Origin of the sequence: Aeromonas sp. QDB25 (assembly GCF_027707725.1) — a bacterium.
In the GTDB taxonomy this organism is placed as follows: Bacteria; Pseudomonadota; Gammaproteobacteria; order Enterobacterales; family Aeromonadaceae; genus Aeromonas; species Aeromonas caviae.
In genome coordinates, this window is the sequence record NZ_JAPCIZ010000067.1 from 1 (window position 1) to 22,196 (window position 22,196).

A 22,196-nucleotide genomic window follows, 5' to 3' on the forward strand; every position below is an offset into this window, starting at 1 on the left:
ACCTTAGACCGCGCAAATGTTTGGATTTCAGGCAACCGCAGATCGTGTTTGATGAACTACGACAGGTTGCTTGATTTGGCGGGTGTTGCACTTCGGAGTTGAATTCGCGATCTCCTTGGCGGAGAACTCCTGCTCGTGGCTTTCGTTGTAATCCTTCGGGTAGTCGTTCTTGTACTCCTCGATGGGGGGCAGACCGACCGATTGCGGGGTATCGCGCATCACGAAGAAGGCGATCACCGCGATGGCCGCCGCCGCCGCCGCAGGCACATAGAAGGCGCTTCGCCAGTCGTTGAACCAGCCCATGCCGAGGATGAACAGGGGGCCTATCATGCCGCCGCCCACGTTGTGGGCCACGTTCCAGACCGAGACGATCTCACCCCGCTCCTTCTGTGACCACCAGTGCACCATGGTACGGCCGCAGGGGGGCCAGCCCATGCCCTGTGTCCAGCCGTTCAGGAACAGGAGCACGAACATGATGCCAATGCTGGAGGTAGCCCAGTGCATGGTCCCCATCATGAACATGATGCCTGCCGAGAGCAGCAGACCGGCGGAGAGGAAGTAGCGCGCGTTGGATCTGTCCGACACGTTCCCCATCAGGAATTTGGAGAGACCGTAGGCGATGGAGACCCCGGAGAGGGCCAGACCCAGATCCCCGCGGGAGAAGCCCTGCTCGATGAGGTAGGGCATCGCCAGACTGAAGTTTTTCCGTACCAGGTAGTAACCCGCATACCCGAAGAAGATCCCGAAGAACACCTGCCAACGCATGCGCTTGTAGAAGGGATCCACCTTGTCGGCCGGCAGCCGGTCGATATGGGGTGCAGGCCTGAAGAGACTAAGCATGTTCTGCTTCCTTTTATTGTTGTTCTGGGCGGTTGAGGACGCCCCGCTCATGCCGGCGATCAGACGCGTCTTGATTCGCAAGCGAGCCTATTGTGCTCATTTGTGAACATTTAATCTGTGATGAGCGCTAAATTATTGCAGTTTTATTACAAAAATTGTGACGCTGTGAGTGAACACGCATCCAGGGTCAGCCCACGCATGGCGTGACTTTCGGCTACTCACTAAGGAGTAATATGGCCGACAACTGTTGCTTTTCGTCACATTTTCTTAGCAATGAATGGGATCTTGCCCACATTTCCGGTGGCGGGGGTATGGTGAATTGACGCAGAAGGTTTATTTTCTCTCTCGTCCAAGAACGAGCGCAAACGAGCATAACGTTTGCGCAAGCTCAAAAAACAAGAAGAAACGTTTTCGGGCGCAATGAATGGGAATGAAAGATAACAAAACGGAACATCAAACCTACTCTGGGTGGATATAAGGAATAACAACTATGAGCATACAAAGACCCAATACCCTGCTTGGCGAGTGCCTCGCCGAGTTTATCGGCACCGGCCTGCTGATCTTCTTCGGTGTCGGCTGCGTGGCCGCCCTGGTGCTGGCTGGCGCCAACTTCGGGCAATGGGAAATCTCCATTACCTGGGGCCTGGGTGTCGCCATCGCCATCTATGTCAGCGGTGGCATCTCCGGTGCCCACCTCAACCCTGCCGTGACCCTGGCACTGATGACCTTCTGCGGCTTTGACAAGCGCAAGGTGGTGCCCTTCATCATCGCCCAGATAGCCGGGGCATTCGCCTCCGCCGCCCTGGTCTACGCCCTCTACAGCAACCTGTTCACCCAGTGGGAGCTGACCCACAACGTGGTGCGCGGCAGCGTCGAGAGCCTCGGCACCGCAGGCATCTTCTCCACCTACCCCAATGCCCTGCTCTCCAACATGCAGGCTTTCGCGGTCGAGATGGTGATCACCGCCGTCCTGATGCTGGGCATCATGGCACTGGGTGACAACAACAACGGCGCCCCCAAAGGCTTCGCCGCCGCCCTGCTCATCGGCATCCTGATCGCGGTGATCGGCGCCTCCCTCGGCCCCTTGACCGGCTTTGCCATGAACCCGGCCCGTGATTTCGGCCCCAAACTGTTCGCCTTCGTGGCTGGCTGGGGTGACGTGGCCCTGACCGGTGGTCGTGACAACCCCTACTTCTGGGTCCCCATCCTTGGCCCCATCGTCGGCGCCCAGATCGGTACCGCCCTGTATGTGAAAGTGCTGGCTCCCTGCGTCCCGGGCAACCGCGTCGCCACCGAAGAAGCCTCCAAGCTGTCTAACAAAGAAGAGGCCGCCGCCTGAGAGCGGCCCTCCCCAACGTGTAACAACGTGGAAAATAAAAACGTGGAGAACATCATGTCTGCTGAAAAGAAATTTGTCGTTGCGCTGGACCAGGGCACCACCTCCTCCCGTGCCATTGTCTTCGATCAGGACGCCAACATAGTCGCGACCTCCCAGCGCGAATTCACCCAGCACTACCCGAAAGCGGGCTGGGTCGAGCACGACCCCATGGAGATCTGGGCGACCCAGTCCTCCGTCTTCACCGAAGTGCTGGCCAAGAGCGGCCTGCACAGCGAGCAGATCGCCGCCATCGGCATCACCAACCAGCGTGAAACCACCGTCGTCTGGGAAAAGGCCACCGGCAAGCCCATCTACAACGCCATCGTCTGGCAGTGCCGCCGTACCGCCGCCATCTGTGAAGAACTGAAAGCGCGCGGCCTGGAAGAGTACGTGCGTGAAAACACCGGTCTGGTGCTGGATGCCTACTTCTCCGGCACCAAGGTGAAGTGGATCCTGGACAACGTGGAAGGGGCCCGGGAGAAGGCAATGAACGGCGAGCTCTTGTTCGGCACCATCGACACCTGGCTGGTGTGGAAGATGACCAACGGCGAGGTGCACGTCACCGACCCGACCAACGCCTCACGCACCATGCTCTACAACATCCGCGACCTGAAGTGGGATGAGCGCATGCTGGACGAGCTGGGCATCCCCGCCTCCATGCTGCCGCAAGTCAAACCCTCCTCCGAGGTCTATGGCTACACCACCCGTGGCGGCGGCGCCCGCATCCCCATCGCCGGTATCGCCGGTGACCAGCAGTCCGCCCTGTTCGGCCAGCTCTGCTTCGAAAAAGGGATGGCCAAGAACACCTACGGTACCGGCTGCTTCATGCTGATGAACACCGGCACCGAGCCGGTTCGCTCCAGCAACGGCCTGCTGACCACGGTCGCCATCGGCCCGAAAGGGGAAGTGAACTACGCACTGGAAGGGGCGGTCTTCATGGGCGGCGCCACCATCCAGTGGCTGCGCGATGAGCTCAAGATCATCCACGATGCCCGCGATACCGACTACTTCGCGAGCAAGGTAGGCGACACCAACGGCGTCTACCTGGTGCCGGCCTTCGTGGGCCTGGGCGCCCCCTACTGGGATCCGTATGCTCGCGGCACCATGGTCGGCCTGACCCGTGGCGCCAACCGCAACCACATCATCCGCGCTGCGCTGGAATCCATCGCCTACCAGAGCCGCGACGTACTGGATGCCATGCAGCAGGACTCCGGCATCAAGCTGGCGGCCCTCAAGGTGGACGGCGGCGCCGTGGCCAACGACTTCCTGATGCAGTTCCAGGCTGACATGATGCACACCCCTGTGGTGCGTCCGACCCGCATCGAGACCACCGCCATGGGCGCCGCCTTCCTGGCCGGCCTCGCCGTGGGCTTCTGGAAGAGCTCCGAAGAGCTGGAAGACAAGTTCAGCGTGGACCGCGAGTTCATTCCGCAGATGGACCGCGACGATCGCGCCAAGCGCTACAGCGGCTGGAAGAAGGCGGTGGAACGCTCACGCCGCTGGGCCGAAGAGGAGTGATGGGGTAACCGACGCATCCTTGAGATGAAAAAAGCAAAGAGGCCGACAGCGATGTCGGCCTCTTTATATTGGCGCTCGCAAGCCCCTCGGCCCCCTCCCCTTGAGGAGTGGGAAAAGATGGCCCCTCCCTCTCGTGGAGGGGAAGGGTGGGAGGGGATTGGCCCTGTCGGAACACGCCTAGAGCGCGTGGTTGCCGAGCTGCTCTTTCAGGAAATCGAGCCAGACCCGCAGCCGGATGTCCCGCTGGGCATCGGAGTAGAAGACCGCATGGATGGGGCGCGAAGCGCCGCTGTTGCTGCGGGCCAGCACCTCCACCAGCGCCCCGCTCGCCCTGTCATCCCCTGTCATGAAGTCCGACAGGCAGACGATCCCCTGCCCCGCCAGCGCCAGCTGACGTAAGGTTTCCCCGCTGCTGGCCCGCAGGGTCGGGGTGATGGCGAACCTGTCCCCCTGCTCCTCGCTCAATAGGGGCCAATGATTGAGGTGATCGGGGTGCAAAAAACCGAGCAGCTCGTGGCCAGCCAGCAAGTCAGCCGGCTGGCGCGGGGTACCGCGTGCCTTCAGATAGTCGGGGGAGGCCAGCAGCCGCAGCCGCGAGCGGCCCAGCGGCAGGGCCCGCAGGGAGGAGTCCGTCAGCTCGCCGATGCGAATGGCCATGTCCACCCGCCGCTCCATCAGGTTGATGAAGCCCTCTGAGCTGTGCAGTTGCAGCTCGATGGCGGGGTAGCGGCAGCGAAACTCGCCGATGATGGGCACCAATCTATGCAGGATGAAGGGGGTGGCGGCGTCCACCCGCAATATGCCCTCCGGCTGCTCCCGGCGCATCAGCAGCAACCCTTCCGCCTCGCTCATCTCGGTCAGGATCTTCACCGCCCGCTGATAGAACCAGCTCCCCTCCTCGGTCAGGCTGACCCGCCTCGTGGTGCGGTTGAGGAGCACGGTGGCGAGCTTCTCTTCGAGGCGCTTGATGCCGCGGCTCACCACGGAGTTGTCCATGCCGAGATTCTCCGCCGCCTGGCGAAAGCTGCCCGCCTCCACCACCGCCACAAACAGGGTCAATTCATCGGAATGGGTCTTCATTGTTGTCATCCTGGCAAGAGTAATGGGTCTTTATAGGTACAATGGCCGGGAGTTGGCAAGACAGGCGTCGCTTCGTATCGTGACGCACCACCTGTTTTATCTGCGCCCTTGCCAGTACAATGCCGCCAACCGGCACCGTATGGCGCCACACCATGACAGGGACGATCCATGACATTCGACAACAGGCTGGCCGCCGCCCATCGGGAGCTGACCGAGAAGGGGGTGCAAACGCTCAACTACAACCCGCCGATCATCTGGCTGCTGCGAAAGGCGGGGTTCACCATCAGGCCGCCCCACTACGAACGCTTTATGATCAACGTTCTTGCCCTGGGACTCCCCATCGGCGCTATCTGGGGGGTGTTGATGTGGTGCCTCGGCTGGCAGGATGAGGTGAGCCTGGGGTTTGCCCTGCGCCAGAGCCTGCTGTTTGGCATCGGGCTCGGTCTGCTGATGGGGACCTGGTTCTGGTTTCGGCGCAAGCGGCTCAAGCTGACCCCCTGGGACGCCTTGCCCCACTCCACAAGCCCCACGCAAAAACGCTGACAACCGAAATAATCACCGACAAGGAGAGCCCATGACCAGGGCCCATGAAAAACTGAACTATGTGGAGTTTGCGGCCAGGGATCTTGCCGCCACCAAGGCCTTCTTCACCGCCGCCTTTGGCTGGCAGTTTGCCGACTACGGCCCCGATTATTGCGCCTTCGAGGGAGAAGGGCTGGATGGCGGCTTCTACCGCGCCGAACTGTGCAGCCAGAGTGCTCAGGGCGGGGCGCTCCTGGTGTTCTACAGCGCCGATATCGAGTCGACCCAGAGCAAGGTAGCCGGCGCAGGGGGCACCATAGTGCGCCCCCTGTTCGATTTTCCCGGTGGCCGCCGCTTTCACTTTGTCGAGCCCAGCGGCAATGAATTTGCGGTCTGGTCCGAACCGGCCAGCGCCTGATAATACTCCGCCCTCCCCCTGGCCCACCTGCACCACGACCAGCCATGGGGAGGCCACATTGCTGCACTCACCTCAATAGTGTTTTGCGACTGCTGCCCTGTATCCCCCAGTCTGGGGCGGGCATACTGACTCCCGTCTTAACGAGGAGGTTCAGATGCCATCCCCCCTGATTGTGATTGCCCAGCTTGACGCCAAACCCGAATTCGCCGCCCAGTTTCGAGCCGCCCTCGAGCCGCTGATCGCCGCTACCCTGCAAGAGCCAGGGTGCCTTCGCTACCAGTTGCATCAGAGCCTGGAGAGCCCCCATAGCTGGATGCTGTACGAGGAGTGGGAGAGTGAAGCCGCCCTGCTCGCCCACCAGCAGCAGCCCCACTACATCGCCTTTGCCAGCCTCGCCTCCCCCTGGTTTGCCAACCGGGTCGTGAGCCGCTACCGGCGCGCCTGACTGCCTCCGCCCTCGGCGCAGGCAAAGCCCATCATTTGAGCGTAGAAACACTAACCTGAGGAATTTGATGATGAAGATGCCCAACCTGGGTCTTGGAACCTTCCGCCTGAAAGATCAGCCACTTCGCGACTCCCTGCTCCAGGGGCTGGAACTTGGCTACCGCCATATCGACACCGCCCAGATCTATGACAACGAGGCCGAAGTCGGCCAGTTGATGAGCGAGAGTGGCGTGCCCCGCCAGGATATTTACCTGACCACCAAGGTGTGGACCAGCGAGTTCGGTCCGGGCAAGGTGATCCCGAGCCTGGAAGTGAGCCTGGAAAAACTCAGCACCGACTATCTGGATCTGGCGCTCATTCACTGGCCCTCCCCCCAGGATGAGGTGCCGATGGCGGTCTATCTGGAGCAGCTCGCCGAGGCCAAAGCCCGGGGCCTGACCCGGGAGATCGGGGTCTCCAACTTCACCGTGGCCCAGCTTAAAGAAGCCATCAAGATTTTGGGGCCGGGCGCCATCGCCCACCAGCAGGTGGAGATCCACCCCCTGCTGCAAAACCGCAAGGTGGTGGAGTTCTGCCAGGCCCACGGCATCGCCATCACCGCCTATATGCCACTCGCCTATGGCAAGGTGCTCACCGAGCCGCTGCTGATGGAGATCGGCAAGCGCCACGGCGTCTCGGCAGCCCAGGTGTCCCTGGCCTGGCTGCTGGCCCAGGGCATGACGGTGATCCCGAGCTCTACCAAACGGGAGAATCTGGCCGCCAACCTGGCTGCGCTGAAGGTGCAACTCAGTCGCGATGAGATGGCCGCCATCGCCACCCTGGATCGGGGTGAGCGCTGCGCCAACCCGGACTTTGCGCCGAATTGGGATTAAACCATGGCCTCTCGATTTGGCGGTGGATAGCGGCGACCCTCACGAACAGACTGCAACCACGGGCTATCCCCTCTCCCTATGGGAGAGGGTGAGGGCAGGCTCTTCTATTCAGGTCATCAGGCCTTCAACCAGATAGCCCCCTCATCCCCAGCCCTTCTCCCGCAAGGGGAGAAGGGAGCAAAGAAAACCCGACACCATCGACGAGAACCTGAGCGGGAGGCACTGTGCCTCCCGTTTTTTTGTCTCAATACCGGGCGCGACTGCCACCTTCCCTTGCCCTTTCCTCTTTGTGCCCCTGCCTTTTTGTCCCCAGCTTCCTCTATACGCCTTGCCTCTATACGCCTTGCCTCTACAGGCTTTGCCTCTGCATTCACTTGTGCTGCATGGCCGTGTGTGTCTCGCGGCCTCGCCCACTCCCGGAACCCCATTTCACGGCCCCATTGCTGCTGATTTGGCAAAAGTAATTTGACGTTGCCGTCATTTTTACCAACAAACACCCTCGGCATACTGGCGCCATTCTCCCGTCGGGAGTCCCAATCCAAGGAGTTGTTATGCCACTGGCGTTATTTGCCCTCACTTTAAGTGCCTTTGCCATAGGCACCACCGAATTCGTGATCGTGGGGCTCATCCCCACCATCGCCGAGCAGCTCAATGTCTCGCTCCCCTCGGCAGGCCTCCTGGTCAGCCTCTATGCCCTTGGGGTGGCCATCGGCGCCCCCGTGCTCACGGCGCTTACCGGCAAGCTGCCGCGCAAGTGGCTGCTGGTGGGGCTGATGGCCCTCTTCACCGTCGGCAACCTGCTGGCCTGGCAGGCCCCCGGGTACGAGAGCCTGATTGTGGCCCGCATCCTCACCGGGCTGGCCCACGGGGTCTTCTTCTCGGTAGGCAGCACCATCGCCACGGGTCTCGTGGCCAAAGAGAAGGCGGCCAGCGCCATCGCCATCATGTTCAGCGGCCTCACGGTCGCCCTGGTGACCGGCGTCCCGCTTGGCACCTGGATTGGTCAGGTCTTCGGCTGGCGCGAGACCTTCCTGGTGGTGAGCCTGCTCGGCCTCGTCGCCATGGTGGGCAGCATGCTGCTGGTACCGGGGAACCTGCCGAAGGGGGCCGCCTCCAGCGTTCGCGAGCAGCTCTCGGTGCTCACCAGGAAGCCCTTGTTGCTGGTCTACGCCAAGACGGCGCTCGGTTACGGCGGTGCCTTCACGGCGTTTACCTTCCTCGCCCCCATCCTGCAACAGGTGAGCGGCTTTAGCGCCGGCGCGGTCAGCCTCATTCTGCTGGTGTACGGGGTATCGGTCGCCGTCGGCAATATCTGGGGCGGCAAGCTCGCTGACCGGATGGGCCCATTGCCCGCGCTGAAGCTGCTGTTCGCCGGGCTCGCCGTGGTGCTGCTGGTGCTCACCTTCACCGCACCGCACCCGGTGCTGGCGGTACTGACCGTGCTGGTGTGGGGCGCCTTCGCCTTTGGCAACGTGCCGGGTCTGCAGGTACTGGTGGTGAAACAGGCCGAGCGCCACACCCCCAATGCCGTGGATGTGGCCTCCGGCCTCAACATCGCCGCCTTCAACGTCGGCATTGCGCTGGGCTCCGTGGTCGGCGGTTTCGTGGTGGAGCACCTCGGCCTGATGCACACCCCCTGGATTGGCGCCCTCATCGTCCTGCTGGCCTACGGCCTCACCCATGTCAGCGAAGCGGGCGAGCGCCGCGCCGCCCTTGCCTGACCCCGGGCAAGCAAAAGGCCGACACCCTGTGTCGGCCTTTTTCATGGGCAAGATGCGAGGCTCAGGGCTCCTTGAGATCCTCATCGGCAGCCCAGCGCGCCTCCAGCCAGAGCAGGTTGACCAGCCCGCAGAGCAAGGCGAACCCCAGCCCCAGCAACCAGGTGAAATACCACATATCGCGTTGATCCTTGTGTTGAAGCGGATTAGTAGAGGCTGTGGCCGTGCTGGCGCACCTGTTCGGCGCTGACCCTGCCGCGCACCACCCGATAGACCCAGAGGGTGTAGCCGATGTTGACCGGCATCAGTACCCCGACGATCCCCAGCATGATAAGCAGGGTGCGCTCGCTGGAGGTGCTGTCCCACAGGGTCAGGCTGCTGGCCGGATCCAGGGACGAGGGCAGCACGAAGGGGAAGAGCGCGATGGCCACGGTCAGCATCATGGCGGCGCAGGCACCGCCGCTGGCCACGAGCGCCAGCCCGGACTTGCCGAGGCGGCTTGCCAGCGCGCACACCAGGGGCAGCAGGAGCCCGAGCACAGGCACGGCCCAGAGCACCGGATGGGCGACAAAGTTGCCAAGCCAGCCCGCCGGCACCGCCACCACCTCTTTCATCAGCGGAGTGAGGGCGCCGTTGAGATCGCCGATGGCCGTGATGCGATACCCCGCCATCTCTCCAAGCCAGACGCCGCCAAGGGCAAAGAGGGCGCTCGCCAGGGGGCCGAGCCAGAGGGCGAGGCGGGCGCTGCGCGCCGCTATGGCCCCCAGGGTCTTGCACTGCAGGAAGCTGGCACCGTGCAGCAAGAGCAGCGCCAGCGCCGTTCCCATGGCGGTCAACAGCAGCGGCCAGTGGAACGCAAAGGCGCCATGGTGGATACGAAGGGCCGCATCGAAGCGAAACGGCAGCCCTTGCAGCACCAGGCCAAGGGTGGCACCAAACACCAGGGTCGGCAGCAGACCGCCCACCACCAGGGCACGGTCCCACCAGCGGCGCCAGACCGGGTCCGGCAGCTTGCTGCGATAGTCAAAGCCCACCGGGCGCAAAAAGAGACCGAACAGCAGGAACATGAAGGGCACGTAAAGTGCCGAGAAGGCGGCGGCATAGACCAGGGGCCAGGCGGCAAACAGGGTGCCGGCACCGGCGATGAGCCACACCTGGTTGCCCTCCCACACCGGCCCCACGCTGTTGAGCAGCACCCGCCGCTCGTCATCCGTCTTGCCGACCACGGGCAGCAGCATGCCGACCCCGAGATCGAAGCCATCCATCACCACGAAGCCGACCAGCAGGAAGAGCACCAGCCCCCACCAGATCACTTTCAGGGTTTCGTAATCCATCAGGCAGGACTCCCGTTTTGCAACACTTCACCTTGATAACGACCCGTCTGCAGGCTGGCAGGCCCTTTGCGGATCACATGACGCAACAAGAACAACTCCACCACCAGCAGGCTGCTGTAGATGAGGAAGATGGCGATGAGGCTGAACCAGAGCTGCCCCGGTTGCAGCAGGGAGACGGAGGCCGACACCGGCAGCACGTCGCTGATGGTCCAGGGCTGGCGACCGAACTCGGCCACGAACCAGCCCGCCTCGATGGCAATCCAGGGCAGCGGAATAGACCAGAGCAGGGCCCTGAGCAGCCGCGGGGATTGCACCAGCCTGCCCCGGCACAGCTGCAGGAAGGCGGCGGCAAAGAGCGCCAGCAGCGCCACGCCGATGCCCACCATCAGGCGAAAGCTCCAGAACAGCGGCGCCACCTGGGGGATGGAGTCCTCCACCGCCTTGGCGATGGCCCCCTCGTCCGCCTTGCCAATCTCCTTGGCATAGGGGGTGAGCAAGAGGCCGTAGCCCAGATCGCCGCGGTGGCGCTCGAAGGTGGCGCGGGCCGCCTGGTTGCTGCCATCTGCCCGCATCGCTTCGAGCGCATCGTGGGCCAGCATGCCGCTGCGAATGCGCGCCTCATGCTGCGCTTTCAGATCTTTGAGGCCCGTCACCTGCTCATCCAGGGAGCGGGTGGCGATGATGCCCATCAGATAGGGGATCTTGATGGCCGCGTGGGTGGTCTCGGCACGCTGATCCGGCAGGCCGAACAGGGTGAAGGAAGCCGGGGCGGACTCCGTCTCCCACTCCGCCTCGATGGCGGCGAGCTTGACCTTCTGCACCTCCCCCGAGCGATAGCCCGACTCGTCCCCGAGCACGATGACCGAGAGGATGGCCGCGAGGCCAAAACCCGAGGCGATGGCAAAGGATCGCAGGGCGAAGCGCACCTCCATGCCGCGCAGCAGATACCAGCTGCTCACCCCCATCACGAACAGGGAGGCCGCCACATAGCCCGCTGCCACCGTGTGGACGAACTTGACCTGGGCCACCGGGTTGAAGATGACCGCGGCCACGTCCACCAGCTCCATGCGCATGGTCATGGGGTTGAACTCGGCGCCGACCGGGTTTTGCATCCAGCCGTTGGCGATGAGGATCCAGAGGGCGGAGAGGTTGGAACCGAGCGCCACCAGCATGGTCACCAGCAGGTGCTGACCGCGGGAGAGCTTGTCCCAGCCGAAGAAGAAGAGGCCCACCAATGTGGATTCGAGGAAGAAGGCCATCAGCCCCTCCACCGCCAGCGGCGTGCCAAAGATATCGCCGACATAGTGGGAGTAATAGGCCCAGTTGGTCCCGAACTGGAACTCCAGGGTGATCCCGGTGGTCACCCCCATCACGAAGTTGATGCCAAACAGCTTGCCCCAGAAACGGGTGATGTCCTTGTAAATCACCTTGCCGGTCATCACGTAGGCCGACTCGGCGATCACCAGGATCCAGGACAGCCCCAGGGTGAGGGGCACAAACAGAAAGTGGAACATCGCCGTCGCCCCGAACTGTATTCGGGAGAGGCTGACCACATCATCCAGGCTTATCATGCATGACTCTCTATGTTGCATTTAACGGACAGGTTTTCGCCCGCCAAGTACACCATGGTCCATGACACCTATAACAGATGCAGTTATAGTGAAAAACACCTATAACAGTTTGGGCCCACCATGTCCCGCTACGGCCAGTTGGCAGACCAGCTGCAACAGCAGATCACGAGCGGCCTCTGGCAGCCGGGGGAGCGCATCTCCTCCATCCGCCAGAGCTGCAAGACCCACGGCCTCAGCCCCATGACGGTACTCCAGGCCTATCAGTTGCTCGAAAGCCGGGGCCTCATCCTGGCGCGGCCCCAGTCCGGCTACTACGTCAAGGCCGCGAGCACGGCCCGGCGGGAGAGTCAGCCCCAGCAGGCCCGCTACAGCGGCTCGGTGGACATCAACGATCTGGTGTTCGAGGTGCTGCAGGCGAGCAAGTCACGGGAGCTGGTGCCCCTTGGCATGGCGGTGGCGGACCCGACCCTCTTCCCCCACCCCCAGCTCGGTCGGGCCCTCGGCAGTTGCATGCGCCGCCTCGATCCCTTCAGCACGGTGGCAGATCTGCCCCCCGGCAACGAGGCACTGCGCCGCGCCATCGCCCGGCGCTACGCCGGCGAGGGGATGGCGGTGGATCCCCAGCAGATCATCATCACCACGGGGGCCATGGAGGCGCTCTCCCTCAGTCTTCAGGTGCTGACCGAGCCCGGCGACTGGGTGGTGGTGGAGTCCCCCACCTTCTACGGCGCCCTGCAGGCCATCGAGCGGCTCAAGCTCAAGGTGGTGGAGATCCCGGTGATCCCCGGGGTGGGCATCGATCTCGCCCTGCTGGAGGAGGCCCTCGCCCAGCGCCCCGTCAAGGCGTGCTGGCTGATGGGCAATGTGCAGCACCCCCTCGGCCACACCATGCCCGATGAGCACAAGCAGGCGCTGATGGGTCTGCTCAACCGCCATCAGGTCCCCCTGGTGGAGGATGACGTCTATGCGGAGCTCTATGTCGGGCGCGAGCGGCCAAGGCCCATCACCCATTGGGATGCGCGGGGAGAGAGCCTGCTGTGCGGCTCCTGGACCAAGTGTCTGGCACCGGGCTTTCGGGTCGGCTGGGTGGTGGCGAAGCGCCACGCCGAGCGCATCCAGCGGCTGCAACTGATGTCGACGCTCTCGACCAATGTGCCCAGTCAGCTGGCGCTGGCCGACATGTTGCGCCAGGGCGGGGTGGACGCCCACTTTCGCCGCCTGCGCCACACCCTGGCCCAGCGTCAGCAGCAGATGCGGGCAGCCCTGATGCGCCTCTTCCCCGAGGCGCGTATCTCCTCCCCCGACGGGGGCTACTTTCTCTGGCTCGAATTTGACGCCCGCCTCGATGGCCGGGCGCTCTATGCCAGCGCCATCGAGCAGGGGGTCTCCATCGCCCCCGGGGCCCTCTTCTCCAGCCAGGGCCAGCACAACCACTGCCTGCGCCTCAACAGCTCCCATCCCTGGAGCCCGCAGCTGGACGCGGCGCTCAACCAGCTTGCGGGCCTCATCGCCCGGCAACGGGAAACCTGGCAGAGCCCCCCTGACGCCTCACACGACAAGGGCCCGTAACGGGCCCTTTTGCAAGCGAATGCGCCTTACCTGGCCATGGTCTGTGACTGGGCCTTGAAGCCCAGTCGCTCGTAGAGGGCCCTGGCCCGCTCGTTGAAAGCCATCACCTCCAGGCGCAACTGGCTTGCGCCCCGTGCCTTGCCCCACTGGTCCCCGTGGGCGATCAGCGCCCGGCCGATGCCCCGGGAGCGCTGCCCCTCATCCACCACCACGGTCGTGATGCGGCAGACGGGCAGCTTGCTGAGAAAGGGGACACTCTCGTTGAGGTCGATGCGGGCGGTGAGAAAGCCCGCCACCTCCCCCGCCACCACCGCCACGCAGAAAAGACGCGCCTCGTCGGCAATGGCGCCGAGCAAGAAGGCCCTGTCCTCCGGGGACGGGGGGCAGAACACCTCGGGCACCTGCTCGAAGTGGAGCTGACCTATCTGCCGGTTCAGGGCCAGAATGGCGTCGATATCCTGTTCAGTTGCCTTGCGAATGTCCACCTGATGCTCCTTGCAGTGAGGGTCGCCAGCGAGGAAAGAGGCTTGGCGGTCACCCTTTGGAACCCGCATCTTATCGGCTCGTCACGGCAATCAACAGCCCCCGGCAACGACAAGGCCCCATGACGGGGCCTTGTGGACAATCCTGATGGCAATGCGGGCTCAGCCCGGCGCCCCCAACTGGGCCACCTGGCGCTCTATGCTCCCCTTGAGGTTGTCATCCAGCTTCAAGGCGCGCGCCAGCTCGTCCAGATAACCGCGCTCCATGAAGTGATCCACCTCGATGGTGAGCAGGGAGGCGAGGTAGACCTCGGTCGCCAGCTCCATGTCGGTCACTTCTCGCGCCAGGACATGGGGGTCGAGGGGGCGGGAGAGCTCGGCGTCAATCCAGCGGGCCGCATCCCGCTCCCCCTGTTCGGTCAGGTACTCCTGGATCTTCTGGCGCTCGGCGGCATCGATGTGGCCGTCGGCCCGGGCCGCCGCCACCATGGCGCGCACCAGCAGATTGGCGCGGGCATCCAGGGCCTTGCCCTCCAGGGTGTCCAGGGGCTGGGTCGGCTGGGCCGGGGTGGACTGCTGGGTCTGCCAGTCCTGATAGAGTTTGTAGGCCAGCCCCCCGAGAGCCGCCGCGCCCCCCACCGCCGCCACCTTGGTGCCATATTTGCGCATCTTCTTGTTGCCAAGCAGCAGCGCCATGGCCCCGGCGGCCAATCCCCCCTGCGCCATGCCCTTCATCTGGGCCTTGCGCGTGTCACCACCGTCGTTGAGCCAGCCCTTGCCAGCTCCCATCAATTGCTCCAGCATCTGTTTCATGGGGCCTCCTCCCTCGCGTGATGAGTCATGCTGGGCCGCCTGCGCTGAACTCAAGGTGAATGACGGCGCAGACAAGAAGAGGCGCTGGTTGGATCAGTGCCAGCCCCGCCCACTGCTATTGTCCCCGGGGGACAGCCAAGGAGTCCCCCCTTGCCTCGACATAAGGAAGTACCATGAGCGCCCGTGAACTGACCCTGCAATTTCTCGCCGAACCCGCCGACGTCAACTTTGGCGGCAAAGTCCATGGCGGCATGGTGATGAAGTGGATTGACCAGGCCGGCTACGCCTGCGCCGCCGGCTGGTGTGGCGGCTATGCCGTCACCGTCTATGTGGGGGGCATCCGCTTCTTGCGCCCCATCCAGATAGGCCAACTGGTGGAGGTACACGCCAAGGTGATCCACACCGGTACCACCAGCATGCACCTGGCGGTGGATGTCTACAGCCGCCATCCCACCGACCCGGAGCGGCGCAAGACCACCCACTGCATCATCATCTTCGTGGCCATGGACGAGCAGGGCAAACCCACCCCGGTGCCCCAGTGGCAGCCGGTGAGCGAGAACGATCTGCAGTTGCAGCAGTACGCCAAAAAGCTGATGGCCCTGCGCGAGGAGCTGGACAAGGAGATGCGCCAGCACATGTGACCCGTCCCGCCCCGGGCAGCCGGGGCGTGTCTTCGCGCCGCCGGGCGCTATAATGGCGACCACCCTTGCCCTTGAGAACCCAAGATGTCCCTGGAAAATGCCCCCCCCGAGGTCCAGCTCGCGGTGGATCTGATCGAACTGCTGGAAACCAACCACATCGCCCCCGCGCTGGCCCTGGCGGCACTCGCCATCGTTCGCCGGGATTATGAGCGCAAGCTCGAGGAAGGTCGGGAGGCCTGAGCGCCCCCGCAGGAGGCACCATGTCAGCACCCATTCGCATCGAACAAGGCCGCGCCATGCTCCTCGGGGGGTTGCGCCGTCACCACCCCTTCGAGCAGGGGGACTTCGCCGGCCAGTGGCGCGACCTCAGCGCCCTGCTTCCCCTGCTGGGGCAGCTCGGGGAGCACGCCTATGGCGCCATCTGCGCCGCCACCGACACCCACTGCGAATACCTCTGCGGGGTGGAGGTCGCCGCCCTGGAGGTGCTGCCTCCCGGGCTTGGCCGCATGCGCATCGCCCCCCAGACCTACGCCATCTTCTTGCATCAGGGGCATGTCACGACCCTGCCGCACACCTGGCGCCAGGCCCTGGCATGGCTCGCGCAATCGGACTATCAATCTGCCCAGCAGCCGGATTTCGAGCGCTACGGCGCCCGCTTTGACGCCGCCACCGGCAGCGGCGAAGTGGAAATCTGGCTCGCCGTGGTACCAAAACAGGCCCTGGCCTGACCCCTGGCCGCCCGGGCTACCTCGGCCCCATCACCTCGTCACAGAGCGCGATCAGCGCCTCCCCCAGCCGGGCGAGGGGCTCGCTCGTGCCCGGCCCCTGGTGCAGAGCCAGCTCCACCGAGCGCACTGCAGGCCAATGGGCCAGCACCACCTGATCCGGTTGCAACAGGCGCGCCGGCAGCAGGCTGACCCCGATCCCCGCGCTCACCGCCCCTTGCAGGCTGGCGAGACTGCCGCTCACGTAGGCGATGCGCCAGGGGATCCCCTCGGCATCCAGGGCGTCGGTCATCTGGCGCCGGTAGAGCCCCTCGCTTGGAAACACCACCAGAGGCAGGGGGTCGCGCCCGGCGGCGGGCCACTCCCGGCTGTCAACCCAGGCCAGGGGCTCGCGCCAGCGGGCGATGGGCTCCCCCTGGCCGCGCCCCTGCTTGATGAGGGCCAGATCCAGCTCTCCCCCTTCGAAGGCCTGCCACAGGGCATGGCTGAGATCGCTTTGCACCTCCAGCCGCACCTGCGGGTGCGCGCGGGCGAAGGCGGCCAGCACCGGGGTCATGGCCCCCGCGGCAAAATCCTCCGGCACCCCGAGGCGCAGGGGGTGGCTCGCCTCGCTCACCCGCTCCCCCGCCCGGGCCAGCAGCCCCAGGATGCGGCGCGCCAGCCCGAGCAGGGTCTCCCCCTGGGCCGTGGTCACCACCTGGCGACCGGATCGGTCGAGCAGGGTGCAGCCCAGCTGCTGCTCCAGGCGGCGCATCTGCTGGCTCAGGGTGGACTGGGTGAGGTGGATACGCTCGGCGGCGCGGGTAAAGCTGCCGGTTTCGACGATGGCGACGAAGCTCTGCAGCAATTGGGGGTCCAGCAGGGGGCGCTCCATGGGCAATCTCCATTTATAAAACCACTGGAAGTCATTTTATCATTTAATTTCCAAATGATGCGGCGACCCTCTAGGCTGCTGTCCTCCCCCTTTTTTGCCAGGATATGACCATGCCACCCCCTTCCCAGTCCGGTGCCCGCCTCCTCAACTCCCTCACCGCCGCCTCGGCCCCCAGCCATCAGGAGTGGCTGGAGCAGGCCCTGCACCTGGCCCTGACCCATCGCCAGCAAGGGGGGCGCCCCTTCGCCGCCCTGCTGGTGAGGGAGAACCGGCTGGTGGCGAGCGCCGTCAACCGCATGCTGGAGGCGGGGGACCCCACCCGTCACGCGGAGCTGGAAGCGCTGCGGGAAGGGAGTCGCCAGGGGCCGCTGGCCGGGGCCATCGTCTATGCCAGCGGGCACCCCTGCCCCATGTGCCTGTCGGCCCTGGTGATGAACGGCATCCAGGCGGTCTACTACGCCTTTGACAACGACGATGCCGCCCCCTTCGGCTATGACAGCCGCGCGGCCTACGCGGCCCTGCGACTGCCCCTGTGCCCGCCGCCCCTGCCCCTCATCAAGCTGGCGAGCCCCATCGCGGCCGAAACCCTCTACGGTCCCCTGCCCCATGCATAAGCGCCGCCTCCCCCCGGGCAGCGGCGCCTTGCTGGTGCTGGTGATCCTCATCGCCCTCAACCTGCGCCCCTTCCTCACCGCCATCGGCCCCCTGGCCCCTCGCATCGACGCGAGGCTGGCCCTCGGGGTAGATACCCTGGCCTGGGTCACCCTGCTGCCCCTCTGGCTTATCGGGGTCGGCGTGCTGCTCACCCCGGCGCTCCTGGGTCGCACGGGCCCGCGCCCCCTGCTCGGGACGGCCCTGCTGTTGCTCGCCCTTGGCAGCGCCCTGCGCGTCGATCTGGCGAGCGGCGCCCTGCTCATCGCCAGCGCCGCCCTGTGCGGGCTGGGCTCGGCCCTAGTGCAGGGGGTACTGCCCGGCCTCATCAAGGAGGGGTTCGCCCAAAAGGTGCCCCTGGTGATGGGGATCTTCTCCGCCTGCATGATGGGGGGCGGGGCGCTCGGGGCCGTGCTCACCCCGCGCCTTGCCGAGTATCTGGACTGGTCTCGGGCGCTGGCGCTCTGGGGCCTGCCGGTGCTGCTGGCCCTCGGCTGGCTGGCCTGGCGGGTGCCCCTGCCTGCCCCGGCCAGCACGCCCGCCCCCACCGGGGAGCAGCGGCTGCTCCCCCTGCCCCGCACCTGGCTGCTCATCGCCTGCTTTGGCATCATCAACAGCGGCTACGGCATCGTCGTAGCCTGGCTGGCCCCGGCCTACATGGCGGCGGGCTGGAGCGCCCAGCAAGGGGGCGAGCTGGTGGCCTGGCTCGCCCTGGCCCAGACCGCGAGCGGCCTTGGCCTGCCCCTGCTGGCAGCCGGTCGGCTGGACCGCCGCCCCTGGATGGCGCTGGCCATCGCCATGCAGCTGGCGGGCTTTGGCGGCCTCTGGCTCGCTCCTCAGACCGCCCCCCTGCTCTGGTGTTTGCTGTGCGGCGCCGGGCTTGGGGGGAGCTTCTCCCTCATCATGGTGATTGCGCTGGATCACCTGCCCGACCCGCGCCGGGCGGGCGCCCTCTGCGCCCTGATGCAGGGCGTCGGCTTCATGGTGGCGGCTACCGGCCCCTGGGTGGCGGCCCGCCTGCACCATGCAAGCGGTGACTTCGCCGCCGCCTGGCAGTGGCAGCTCGGCGCCCTGGTCCTGATGAGCCTGCTGGTGGTGCGTCTCAACCCGCGCCACTACCCAAGGGCCATGGGCCTGCCCCCGGAGCAGGCCATGGCTGTGCAGACGGCAGGCCACAAACCTGCCTGATCCGGCGAGCACCGGCCTTGGGGGCCAGAAAGCACAACACCGGCCAAGGCCGGTGTTGTGCATCAGGGTGCGGGAAGGCCTGGCGCTCAGCGCCCCTTCTTCTGGCGCCCGCCCTGCCCTGGCCGCGGTTTGCCCGGGGCGGGTTTGCCCCCCTTGCCGGGCGCGCTTTTACCTGCTGCCCCTTTGCTGGCAGCCCCTTTGCCCGCCCCGCCCTTGCCTGCGGGGCTCTTCTTCTCGAAGGCCTCGGGACCCGGCACATTGGGCCGCCCGCCAATCTCGTGATCGTCGCTGCGCCGCGGCTTCTTGCCCTGGGCCGGGGTGCCGGCCGCAGCCGCCTTGGGCTTGGCAACCTGAGCCCCCTTGGCCGGTTTCGCCTCGGAGGAGGAGTCCTCAATGAGCTTGAACAGCTCGATCAGCTCGTCGTCGGTGAGGTCGCGCCACTCCCCCACCGGCAGCCCCTTGAGGCTGACGTTCATGATGCGGATGCGCTCGAGCTTGGTCACCTCGAAGCCGAAGTGCTCGCACATGCGGCGGATCTGGCGGTTGAGCCCCTGCACCAGGGTGATGCGAAACACGAAGGGCGCCTCTCGTTTCACCTTGCACTTCTTGGTGACGGTGCCGAGGATGGGCACCCCGGCCGCCATGCCCCGGACGAACTCGTCGGTCACCGGCTTGTCCACGGTCACCAGGTACTCTTTCTCGTGATCGTTGCCCGCCCGCAGGATCTTGTTCACCAGATCCCCGTGGTTGGTGAGGAAGATGAGCCCCTGGGAGTCCTTGTCGAGGCGACCGATGGGGAAGATGCGGGTGCTGTGGTTGACGAAGTCGACGATGTTGTCCTTCTCCCCCGCCTCCGTGGTGCTGACGATGCCCACCGGCTTGTTGAGGGCGATGAAGACCAGGCTGTCGGCTTCGCGCGGCTCGATCACCTGACCGTTGACCTTGACCAGATCCCCGGCAAACACCTGATCTCCCACCCCGGCCCGCTTGCCGTTGATGAAGACGTTGCCCTGCTCGATGAAACGATCGGCCTCACGACGGGAGCAGATGCCGCTCTCGCTGATGTATTTGTTCAGGCGCATGGATTCATCGGCCAGCATGGGTCACCTCCCGGGTCGGATGGGCCTTGAGAATGGCTGGCTGGATCAGCCGCGCTGTGGTCGGGTTCGTCTGCATACAACTCCATGAAATAAGGGCCTGCGCCCTGCATGTTCGGCAAAAAACGCCGCTACAGTAGCACATTGCACGCGCACGCGCCCGGCCCCGTCGCCCCCTGCCCGCTGGCTCACAGGGGGTGCTGCCCCTGATGCAGCAGCAGGCCCCCCATTATCCAGCGTGCGGTGACGCCGCGGCCCTGATTGGGCTGCACCGCGCACTCCCCGCCTCTTTTCACTTCATGGTGCTCACTTCATGGGCCGGGCCCCCGCCGCCGAAGATAGGGTGCGGCCTTCGGCAGATAGCCAGATGATCTAACGCTTGATATTTATCCAGAAAAAATGCATAAAAAGATTTTGGTCATCGCGAATTATCTGCTCTGACCCGCCGACGACGGGAAATGACACCCCCATCGGGGCGCAACAACGGGCCCCTTGAGCCCCGCGAACCCTGAAGACGGGCATGGTCCCCTCTCTGGCAGGACGCCACTTTCATCATTCACGACAGGAGTTAAAGATGAGTCATTCCCTCTCCCAGGAGGCCTTCCTGGCCCAGGTCGCCAGCCGCAACCCTCACCAGCCCGAGTTCATCCAGGCCGTGAGCGAGGTGATCGCCTCCATCTGGCCCTATGTGGAGCGCCACCCCCGCTACCTGCAACACGGCCTGCTGGAGCGATTGGTGGAACCCGAGCGCCTGGTGCAGTTTCGGGTGAGCTGGGTGGATGACCAGGGCCAGGTGCAGGTGAATCGCGGCTACCGGGTGCAGCACAGCTCCGCCATCGGCCCCTTCAAGGGCGGCATGCGCTTCCACCCCTCGGTGGATCTCTCGGTGCTGAAATTCCTCGCCTTCGAGCAGACCTTCAAGAACGCCCTCACCACCCTGCCCATGGGGGGCGGCAAGGGGGGCAGCGACTTCGATCCCAAGGGCAAGAGCGAAGGAGAAGTGATGCGCTTCTGCCAGGCCCTCATGCTGGAGCTCTATCGCCACCTGGGGGCCAACACCGACGTGCCGGCGGGCGACATCGGGGTGGGCGGGCGCGAGGTGAGCTACATGGCGGGCATGATGAAGAAGCTCACCAACAGCGCCGAGTGCGTCTTCACCGGCAAGGGACTCTCCTTTGGCGGCAGCCTCATTCGTCCGGAAGCCACCGGCTACGGCCTGCTCTACTTTGTCGACGCCATGCTGGCCCATCGCGGCCAGTCCCTCGATGGCCTGCGGGTCTCGGTGTCGGGCTCGGGCAACGTGGCCCAATACGCCATCGAGAAGGCGATGGCCCTCGGCGCCCGCGTCATCACCGCCTCCGACTCCGGCGGCACCGTCTATGATCCGGACGGCTTCACCCCCGAGAAGCTGGCCCGTCTGATGGCGCTTAAAAACGAGCAGCGCAAGCGGGTGGCGGATTACGCCCACGAGCTCGGGCTCGAGTTCTTCAGCGGCCGCACCCCCTGGCACCTGGCGACCGACGTCGCCCTCCCCTGCGCCACCCAGAACGAGCTAGATGCCGAAGATGCGGCGCAGCTTATTGCCAACGGCGTGCAGCTGGTGGCCGAGGGGGCCAACATGCCCTCCAGCGCCGCCGCCATCCGCCTCTTCCACGAAGCAAAGGTGCTGTTCGCCCCGGGCAAGGCGGCCAACGCCGGCGGGGTTGCCACCTCGGGCCTCGAGATGAGCCAGAATGCCCAGCGCCTCTCCTGGACCCGGGAGGAGGTGGACGCCCGCCTCAAGGGGATCATGACCAGTATCCATGCCACCTGTGTCCGTTACGGTCAGGATGATGACCATGTGAACTACGAAAGCGGCGCCAATATTGCCGGCTTCGTCAAGGTCGCCGACGCCATGCTGGCGCAAGGGGTCTGCTGAGCGCCCTGGCCCGGGGCTTCACCCTCAACACAACGGCAGCCCTTGGGCTGCCGTTGTGTTTTGTGCCTGGCGCGACTTCACACTCTCTTCACCCAGGCATGAAAGTCTCCCATCCGCTCCATCTCGCTGACGAGGATGACAAGATGACGATGAAAACAGGTGCCCTGCTGATCCTGGCCGGGCTCGGCTGCTTTGTGGCCTTCAACCTGCTGGGCTCCACCCTCGATGCCCAGGGCTTCCTGCACGAGCCCTTTGCCCTGCTGCCCCTGGGCTATCTGCTGCTCTTCACCGGCATGGTGCTCACCGTGATCCCTCTGCTGCGCAAGGGGCGCACCAGGGAGCAATGACACAAATCGCAAGGTGCCAAGAGCTCAGCAATAGCGGCTGATCTCGATGAGGTTCTAATCCGGGTCCAGGCAATAGACCGATTCGTTGACATCCTCCCCCACCTTAGCGCTTCGCGTCACAGGAGGGGGATTCCCATTACTGGGTGATAGCTGCTCGCGCAGTACCGGGTTCCTGCTTCATCGGGCGGCCTGATTG

At 64.8% G+C, this 22,196-nt stretch carries 23 protein-coding genes and 1 pseudogene; 15 read left to right on the forward strand and 9 right to left on the reverse strand.

Annotated elements, in window-relative coordinates:
- Nucleotides 1–108 precede the first annotated feature (108 nt).
- Nucleotides 109–840, reverse strand: a pseudogene (locus tag PG883_RS18235) (MFS transporter); the annotation flags it as partial.
- A gap of 490 nt (nucleotides 841–1,330) precedes the next feature.
- Between PG883_RS18235 and PG883_RS18240 the strand changes: the two are divergent.
- Both PG883_RS18240 and glpK read left to right on the forward strand, forming a co-directional pair.
- Entirely contained in the window at nucleotides 1,331–2,179 is an 849-nt protein-coding gene (locus tag PG883_RS18240) for an MIP/aquaporin family protein (RefSeq protein WP_049636802.1), read from the forward strand.
- A gap of 54 nt (nucleotides 2,180–2,233) precedes the next feature.
- A complete protein-coding gene (gene glpK / locus PG883_RS18245; protein ID WP_010674229.1) occupies nucleotides 2,234–3,736 on the forward strand; it encodes a glycerol kinase GlpK in 1,503 nt (500 codons plus the stop codon).
- A 177-nt stretch (nucleotides 3,737–3,913) separates the two neighbouring features.
- Here the strand turns inward: glpK and PG883_RS18250 are convergent, their stop codons facing one another.
- Nucleotides 3,914–4,816 (reverse strand): LysR family transcriptional regulator, encoded by a 903-nt coding sequence (locus PG883_RS18250; protein WP_049636801.1) that lies wholly within the window; start codon nucleotides 4,814–4,816, stop codon nucleotides 3,914–3,916.
- A 168-nt stretch (nucleotides 4,817–4,984) separates the two neighbouring features.
- Here PG883_RS18250 and PG883_RS18255 point away from each other — a divergent pair, with 168 nt between their 5' ends.
- The 5 genes from PG883_RS18255 (at nucleotide 4,985) to PG883_RS18275 (ending at nucleotide 8,793) form a co-directional block, all read left to right on the forward strand.
- Nucleotides 4,985–5,359, forward strand: coding sequence for a DUF6404 family protein (locus tag PG883_RS18255; protein WP_049636800.1), 375 nt, complete (start codon nucleotides 4,985–4,987; stop codon nucleotides 5,357–5,359).
- Nucleotides 5,360–5,390: 31 nt separating this feature from the next.
- The gene (locus tag PG883_RS18260) at nucleotides 5,391–5,756 is read left to right on the forward strand and encodes a VOC family protein (protein ID WP_049636799.1); all 366 of its coding nucleotides are present in this window, start codon (nucleotides 5,391–5,393) and stop codon (nucleotides 5,754–5,756) included.
- A gap of 154 nt (nucleotides 5,757–5,910) precedes the next feature.
- On the forward strand, nucleotides 5,911–6,201 hold the full coding sequence (locus PG883_RS18265) for a putative quinol monooxygenase (RefSeq protein WP_041212774.1): 291 nt from the start codon (nucleotides 5,911–5,913) through the stop codon (nucleotides 6,199–6,201).
- A gap of 67 nt (nucleotides 6,202–6,268) precedes the next feature.
- A complete protein-coding gene (gene dkgB / locus PG883_RS18270; protein WP_049636798.1) occupies nucleotides 6,269–7,072 on the forward strand; it encodes a 2,5-didehydrogluconate reductase DkgB in 804 nt (267 codons plus the stop codon).
- Nucleotides 7,073–7,623: 551 nt separating this feature from the next.
- The gene (locus tag PG883_RS18275) at nucleotides 7,624–8,793 is read left to right on the forward strand and encodes an MFS transporter (RefSeq protein WP_042865230.1); all 1,170 of its coding nucleotides are present in this window, start codon (nucleotides 7,624–7,626) and stop codon (nucleotides 8,791–8,793) included.
- Between the two features lie 61 nt (nucleotides 8,794–8,854).
- Here the strand turns inward: PG883_RS18275 and PG883_RS18280 are convergent, their stop codons facing one another.
- From PG883_RS18280 to PG883_RS18290, 3 genes are read right to left on the reverse strand one after another with little or no spacing between them, the layout of a single operon-like run.
- Complete coding sequence (locus PG883_RS18280) at nucleotides 8,855–8,968, reverse strand: CydX/CbdX family cytochrome bd oxidase small subunit (protein ID WP_010674207.1); 114 nt, start codon at nucleotides 8,966–8,968, stop codon at nucleotides 8,855–8,857.
- Nucleotides 8,969–8,996: 28 nt separating this feature from the next.
- Nucleotides 8,997–10,124, reverse strand: coding sequence for a cytochrome d ubiquinol oxidase subunit II (cydB, locus tag PG883_RS18285; protein ID WP_049636797.1), 1,128 nt, complete (start codon nucleotides 10,122–10,124; stop codon nucleotides 8,997–8,999).
- Nucleotides 10,124–11,695, reverse strand: coding sequence for a cytochrome ubiquinol oxidase subunit I (locus tag PG883_RS18290; protein WP_049636796.1), 1,572 nt, complete (start codon nucleotides 11,693–11,695; stop codon nucleotides 10,124–10,126). Before PG883_RS18290 ends, cydB begins: the two co-directional genes overlap by 1 nt.
- Nucleotides 11,696–11,815: 120 nt before the next feature.
- Between PG883_RS18290 and PG883_RS18295 the strand changes: the two genes are divergently transcribed.
- Nucleotides 11,816–13,264 carry an aminotransferase-like domain-containing protein gene (locus PG883_RS18295; protein WP_049636795.1) on the forward strand — a complete coding sequence of 483 codons (1,449 nt, stop codon included), beginning with the start codon at nucleotides 11,816–11,818 and terminating at the stop codon, nucleotides 13,262–13,264.
- 26 nt (nucleotides 13,265–13,290) lie between these two features.
- Here PG883_RS18295 and PG883_RS18300 read toward each other — a convergent pair whose 3' ends face one another.
- A complete protein-coding gene (locus tag PG883_RS18300; RefSeq protein ID WP_039038605.1) occupies nucleotides 13,291–13,749 on the reverse strand; it encodes a GNAT family N-acetyltransferase in 459 nt (152 codons plus the stop codon).
- Between the two features lie 159 nt (nucleotides 13,750–13,908).
- Complete coding sequence (locus tag PG883_RS18305) at nucleotides 13,909–14,559, reverse strand: tellurite resistance TerB family protein (protein WP_042015902.1); 651 nt, start codon at nucleotides 14,557–14,559, stop codon at nucleotides 13,909–13,911.
- Nucleotides 14,560–14,732: 173 nt separating this feature from the next.
- On the opposite strand from PG883_RS18305, the gene PG883_RS18310 reads away from it, so the two are divergent.
- From PG883_RS18310 to PG883_RS18320, 3 genes are all read left to right on the forward strand, one after another.
- Nucleotides 14,733–15,200: an acyl-CoA thioesterase gene (locus tag PG883_RS18310; RefSeq protein WP_049636794.1), complete on the forward strand. Its 468-nt coding sequence runs from the start codon at nucleotides 14,733–14,735 to the stop codon at nucleotides 15,198–15,200.
- Between the two features lie 84 nt (nucleotides 15,201–15,284).
- On the forward strand, nucleotides 15,285–15,440 hold the full coding sequence (gene rsmS / locus PG883_RS18315; protein WP_010674200.1) for a pleiotropic regulatory protein RsmS: 156 nt from the start codon (nucleotides 15,285–15,287) through the stop codon (nucleotides 15,438–15,440).
- Between the two features lie 20 nt (nucleotides 15,441–15,460).
- Entirely contained in the window at nucleotides 15,461–15,928 is a 468-nt protein-coding gene (locus PG883_RS18320) for a GyrI-like domain-containing protein (RefSeq protein ID WP_270807542.1), read from the forward strand.
- A 16-nt stretch (nucleotides 15,929–15,944) separates the two neighbouring features.
- Here the strand turns inward: PG883_RS18320 and PG883_RS18325 are convergent, their stop codons facing one another.
- Nucleotides 15,945–16,787: a LysR family transcriptional regulator gene (locus PG883_RS18325; protein ID WP_029314296.1), complete on the reverse strand. Its 843-nt coding sequence runs from the start codon at nucleotides 16,785–16,787 to the stop codon at nucleotides 15,945–15,947.
- Between the two features lie 116 nt (nucleotides 16,788–16,903).
- Here PG883_RS18325 and PG883_RS18330 point away from each other — a divergent pair, with 116 nt between their 5' ends.
- On the forward strand, nucleotides 16,904–17,413 hold the full coding sequence (locus tag PG883_RS18330) for a nucleoside deaminase (RefSeq protein ID WP_041212766.1): 510 nt from the start codon (nucleotides 16,904–16,906) through the stop codon (nucleotides 17,411–17,413).
- Nucleotides 17,406–18,638 carry an MFS transporter gene (locus tag PG883_RS18335; RefSeq protein ID WP_049636792.1) on the forward strand — a complete coding sequence of 411 codons (1,233 nt, stop codon included), beginning with the start codon at nucleotides 17,406–17,408 and terminating at the stop codon, nucleotides 18,636–18,638. Before PG883_RS18330 ends, PG883_RS18335 begins: the two co-directional genes overlap by 8 nt.
- An 86-nt stretch (nucleotides 18,639–18,724) precedes the next feature.
- On the opposite strand, the gene rluF is transcribed toward PG883_RS18335, so the two are convergent.
- The gene (gene rluF, locus PG883_RS18340) at nucleotides 18,725–19,738 is read right to left on the reverse strand and encodes a 23S rRNA pseudouridine(2604) synthase RluF (protein WP_010674196.1); all 1,014 of its coding nucleotides are present in this window, start codon (nucleotides 19,736–19,738) and stop codon (nucleotides 18,725–18,727) included.
- A 571-nt stretch (nucleotides 19,739–20,309) separates the two neighbouring features.
- Here rluF and gdhA point away from each other — a divergent pair.
- A complete protein-coding gene (gdhA, locus tag PG883_RS18345; protein ID WP_041212764.1) occupies nucleotides 20,310–21,653 on the forward strand; it encodes an NADP-specific glutamate dehydrogenase in 1,344 nt (447 codons plus the stop codon).
- A gap of 143 nt (nucleotides 21,654–21,796) precedes the next feature.
- On the forward strand, nucleotides 21,797–22,000 hold the full coding sequence (locus PG883_RS18350; RefSeq protein WP_049636791.1) for a DUF3955 domain-containing protein: 204 nt from the start codon (nucleotides 21,797–21,799) through the stop codon (nucleotides 21,998–22,000).
- The last annotated feature ends 196 nt before the right edge of the window (nucleotides 22,001–22,196 follow it).

Excerpts from the sequence above, each read along its gene's own strand:
- PG883_RS18240 (WP_049636802.1), top strand. The coding sequence starts at position 1,331 with ATGAGCATACAAAGACCCAATACCCTGCTTGGCGAGTGCCTCGCCGAG.
- glpK (WP_010674229.1), top strand. The coding sequence starts at position 2,234 with ATGTCTGCTGAAAAGAAATTTGTCGTTGCGCTGGACCAGGGCACCACC.
- PG883_RS18250 (WP_049636801.1), bottom strand. The coding sequence starts at position 4,816 with ATGAAGACCCATTCCGATGAATTGACCCTGTTTGTGGCGGTGGTGGAG.
- PG883_RS18255 (WP_049636800.1), top strand. The coding sequence starts at position 4,985 with ATGACATTCGACAACAGGCTGGCCGCCGCCCATCGGGAGCTGACCGAG.
- PG883_RS18260 (WP_049636799.1), top strand. The coding sequence starts at position 5,391 with ATGACCAGGGCCCATGAAAAACTGAACTATGTGGAGTTTGCGGCCAGG.
- PG883_RS18265 (WP_041212774.1), top strand. The coding sequence starts at position 5,911 with ATGCCATCCCCCCTGATTGTGATTGCCCAGCTTGACGCCAAACCCGAA.
- dkgB (WP_049636798.1), top strand. The coding sequence starts at position 6,269 with ATGATGAAGATGCCCAACCTGGGTCTTGGAACCTTCCGCCTGAAAGAT.
- PG883_RS18275 (WP_042865230.1), top strand. The coding sequence starts at position 7,624 with ATGCCACTGGCGTTATTTGCCCTCACTTTAAGTGCCTTTGCCATAGGC.
- PG883_RS18280 (WP_010674207.1), bottom strand. The coding sequence starts at position 8,968 with ATGTGGTATTTCACCTGGTTGCTGGGGCTGGGGTTCGCCTTGCTCTGC.
- cydB (WP_049636797.1), bottom strand. The coding sequence starts at position 10,124 with ATGGATTACGAAACCCTGAAAGTGATCTGGTGGGGGCTGGTGCTCTTC.
- PG883_RS18290 (WP_049636796.1), bottom strand. The coding sequence starts at position 11,695 with ATGATAAGCCTGGATGATGTGGTCAGCCTCTCCCGAATACAGTTCGGG.
- PG883_RS18295 (WP_049636795.1), top strand. The coding sequence starts at position 11,816 with ATGTCCCGCTACGGCCAGTTGGCAGACCAGCTGCAACAGCAGATCACG.
- PG883_RS18305 (WP_042015902.1), bottom strand. The coding sequence starts at position 14,559 with ATGAAACAGATGCTGGAGCAATTGATGGGAGCTGGCAAGGGCTGGCTC.
- PG883_RS18310 (WP_049636794.1), top strand. The coding sequence starts at position 14,733 with ATGAGCGCCCGTGAACTGACCCTGCAATTTCTCGCCGAACCCGCCGAC.
- rsmS (WP_010674200.1), top strand. The coding sequence starts at position 15,285 with ATGTCCCTGGAAAATGCCCCCCCCGAGGTCCAGCTCGCGGTGGATCTG.
- PG883_RS18320 (WP_270807542.1), top strand. The coding sequence starts at position 15,461 with ATGTCAGCACCCATTCGCATCGAACAAGGCCGCGCCATGCTCCTCGGG.
- PG883_RS18330 (WP_041212766.1), top strand. The coding sequence starts at position 16,904 with ATGACCATGCCACCCCCTTCCCAGTCCGGTGCCCGCCTCCTCAACTCC.
- PG883_RS18335 (WP_049636792.1), top strand. The coding sequence starts at position 17,406 with ATGCATAAGCGCCGCCTCCCCCCGGGCAGCGGCGCCTTGCTGGTGCTG.
- rluF (WP_010674196.1), bottom strand. The coding sequence starts at position 19,738 with ATGCTGGCCGATGAATCCATGCGCCTGAACAAATACATCAGCGAGAGC.
- gdhA (WP_041212764.1), top strand. The coding sequence starts at position 20,310 with ATGAGTCATTCCCTCTCCCAGGAGGCCTTCCTGGCCCAGGTCGCCAGC.
- PG883_RS18350 (WP_049636791.1), top strand. The coding sequence starts at position 21,797 with ATGACGATGAAAACAGGTGCCCTGCTGATCCTGGCCGGGCTCGGCTGC.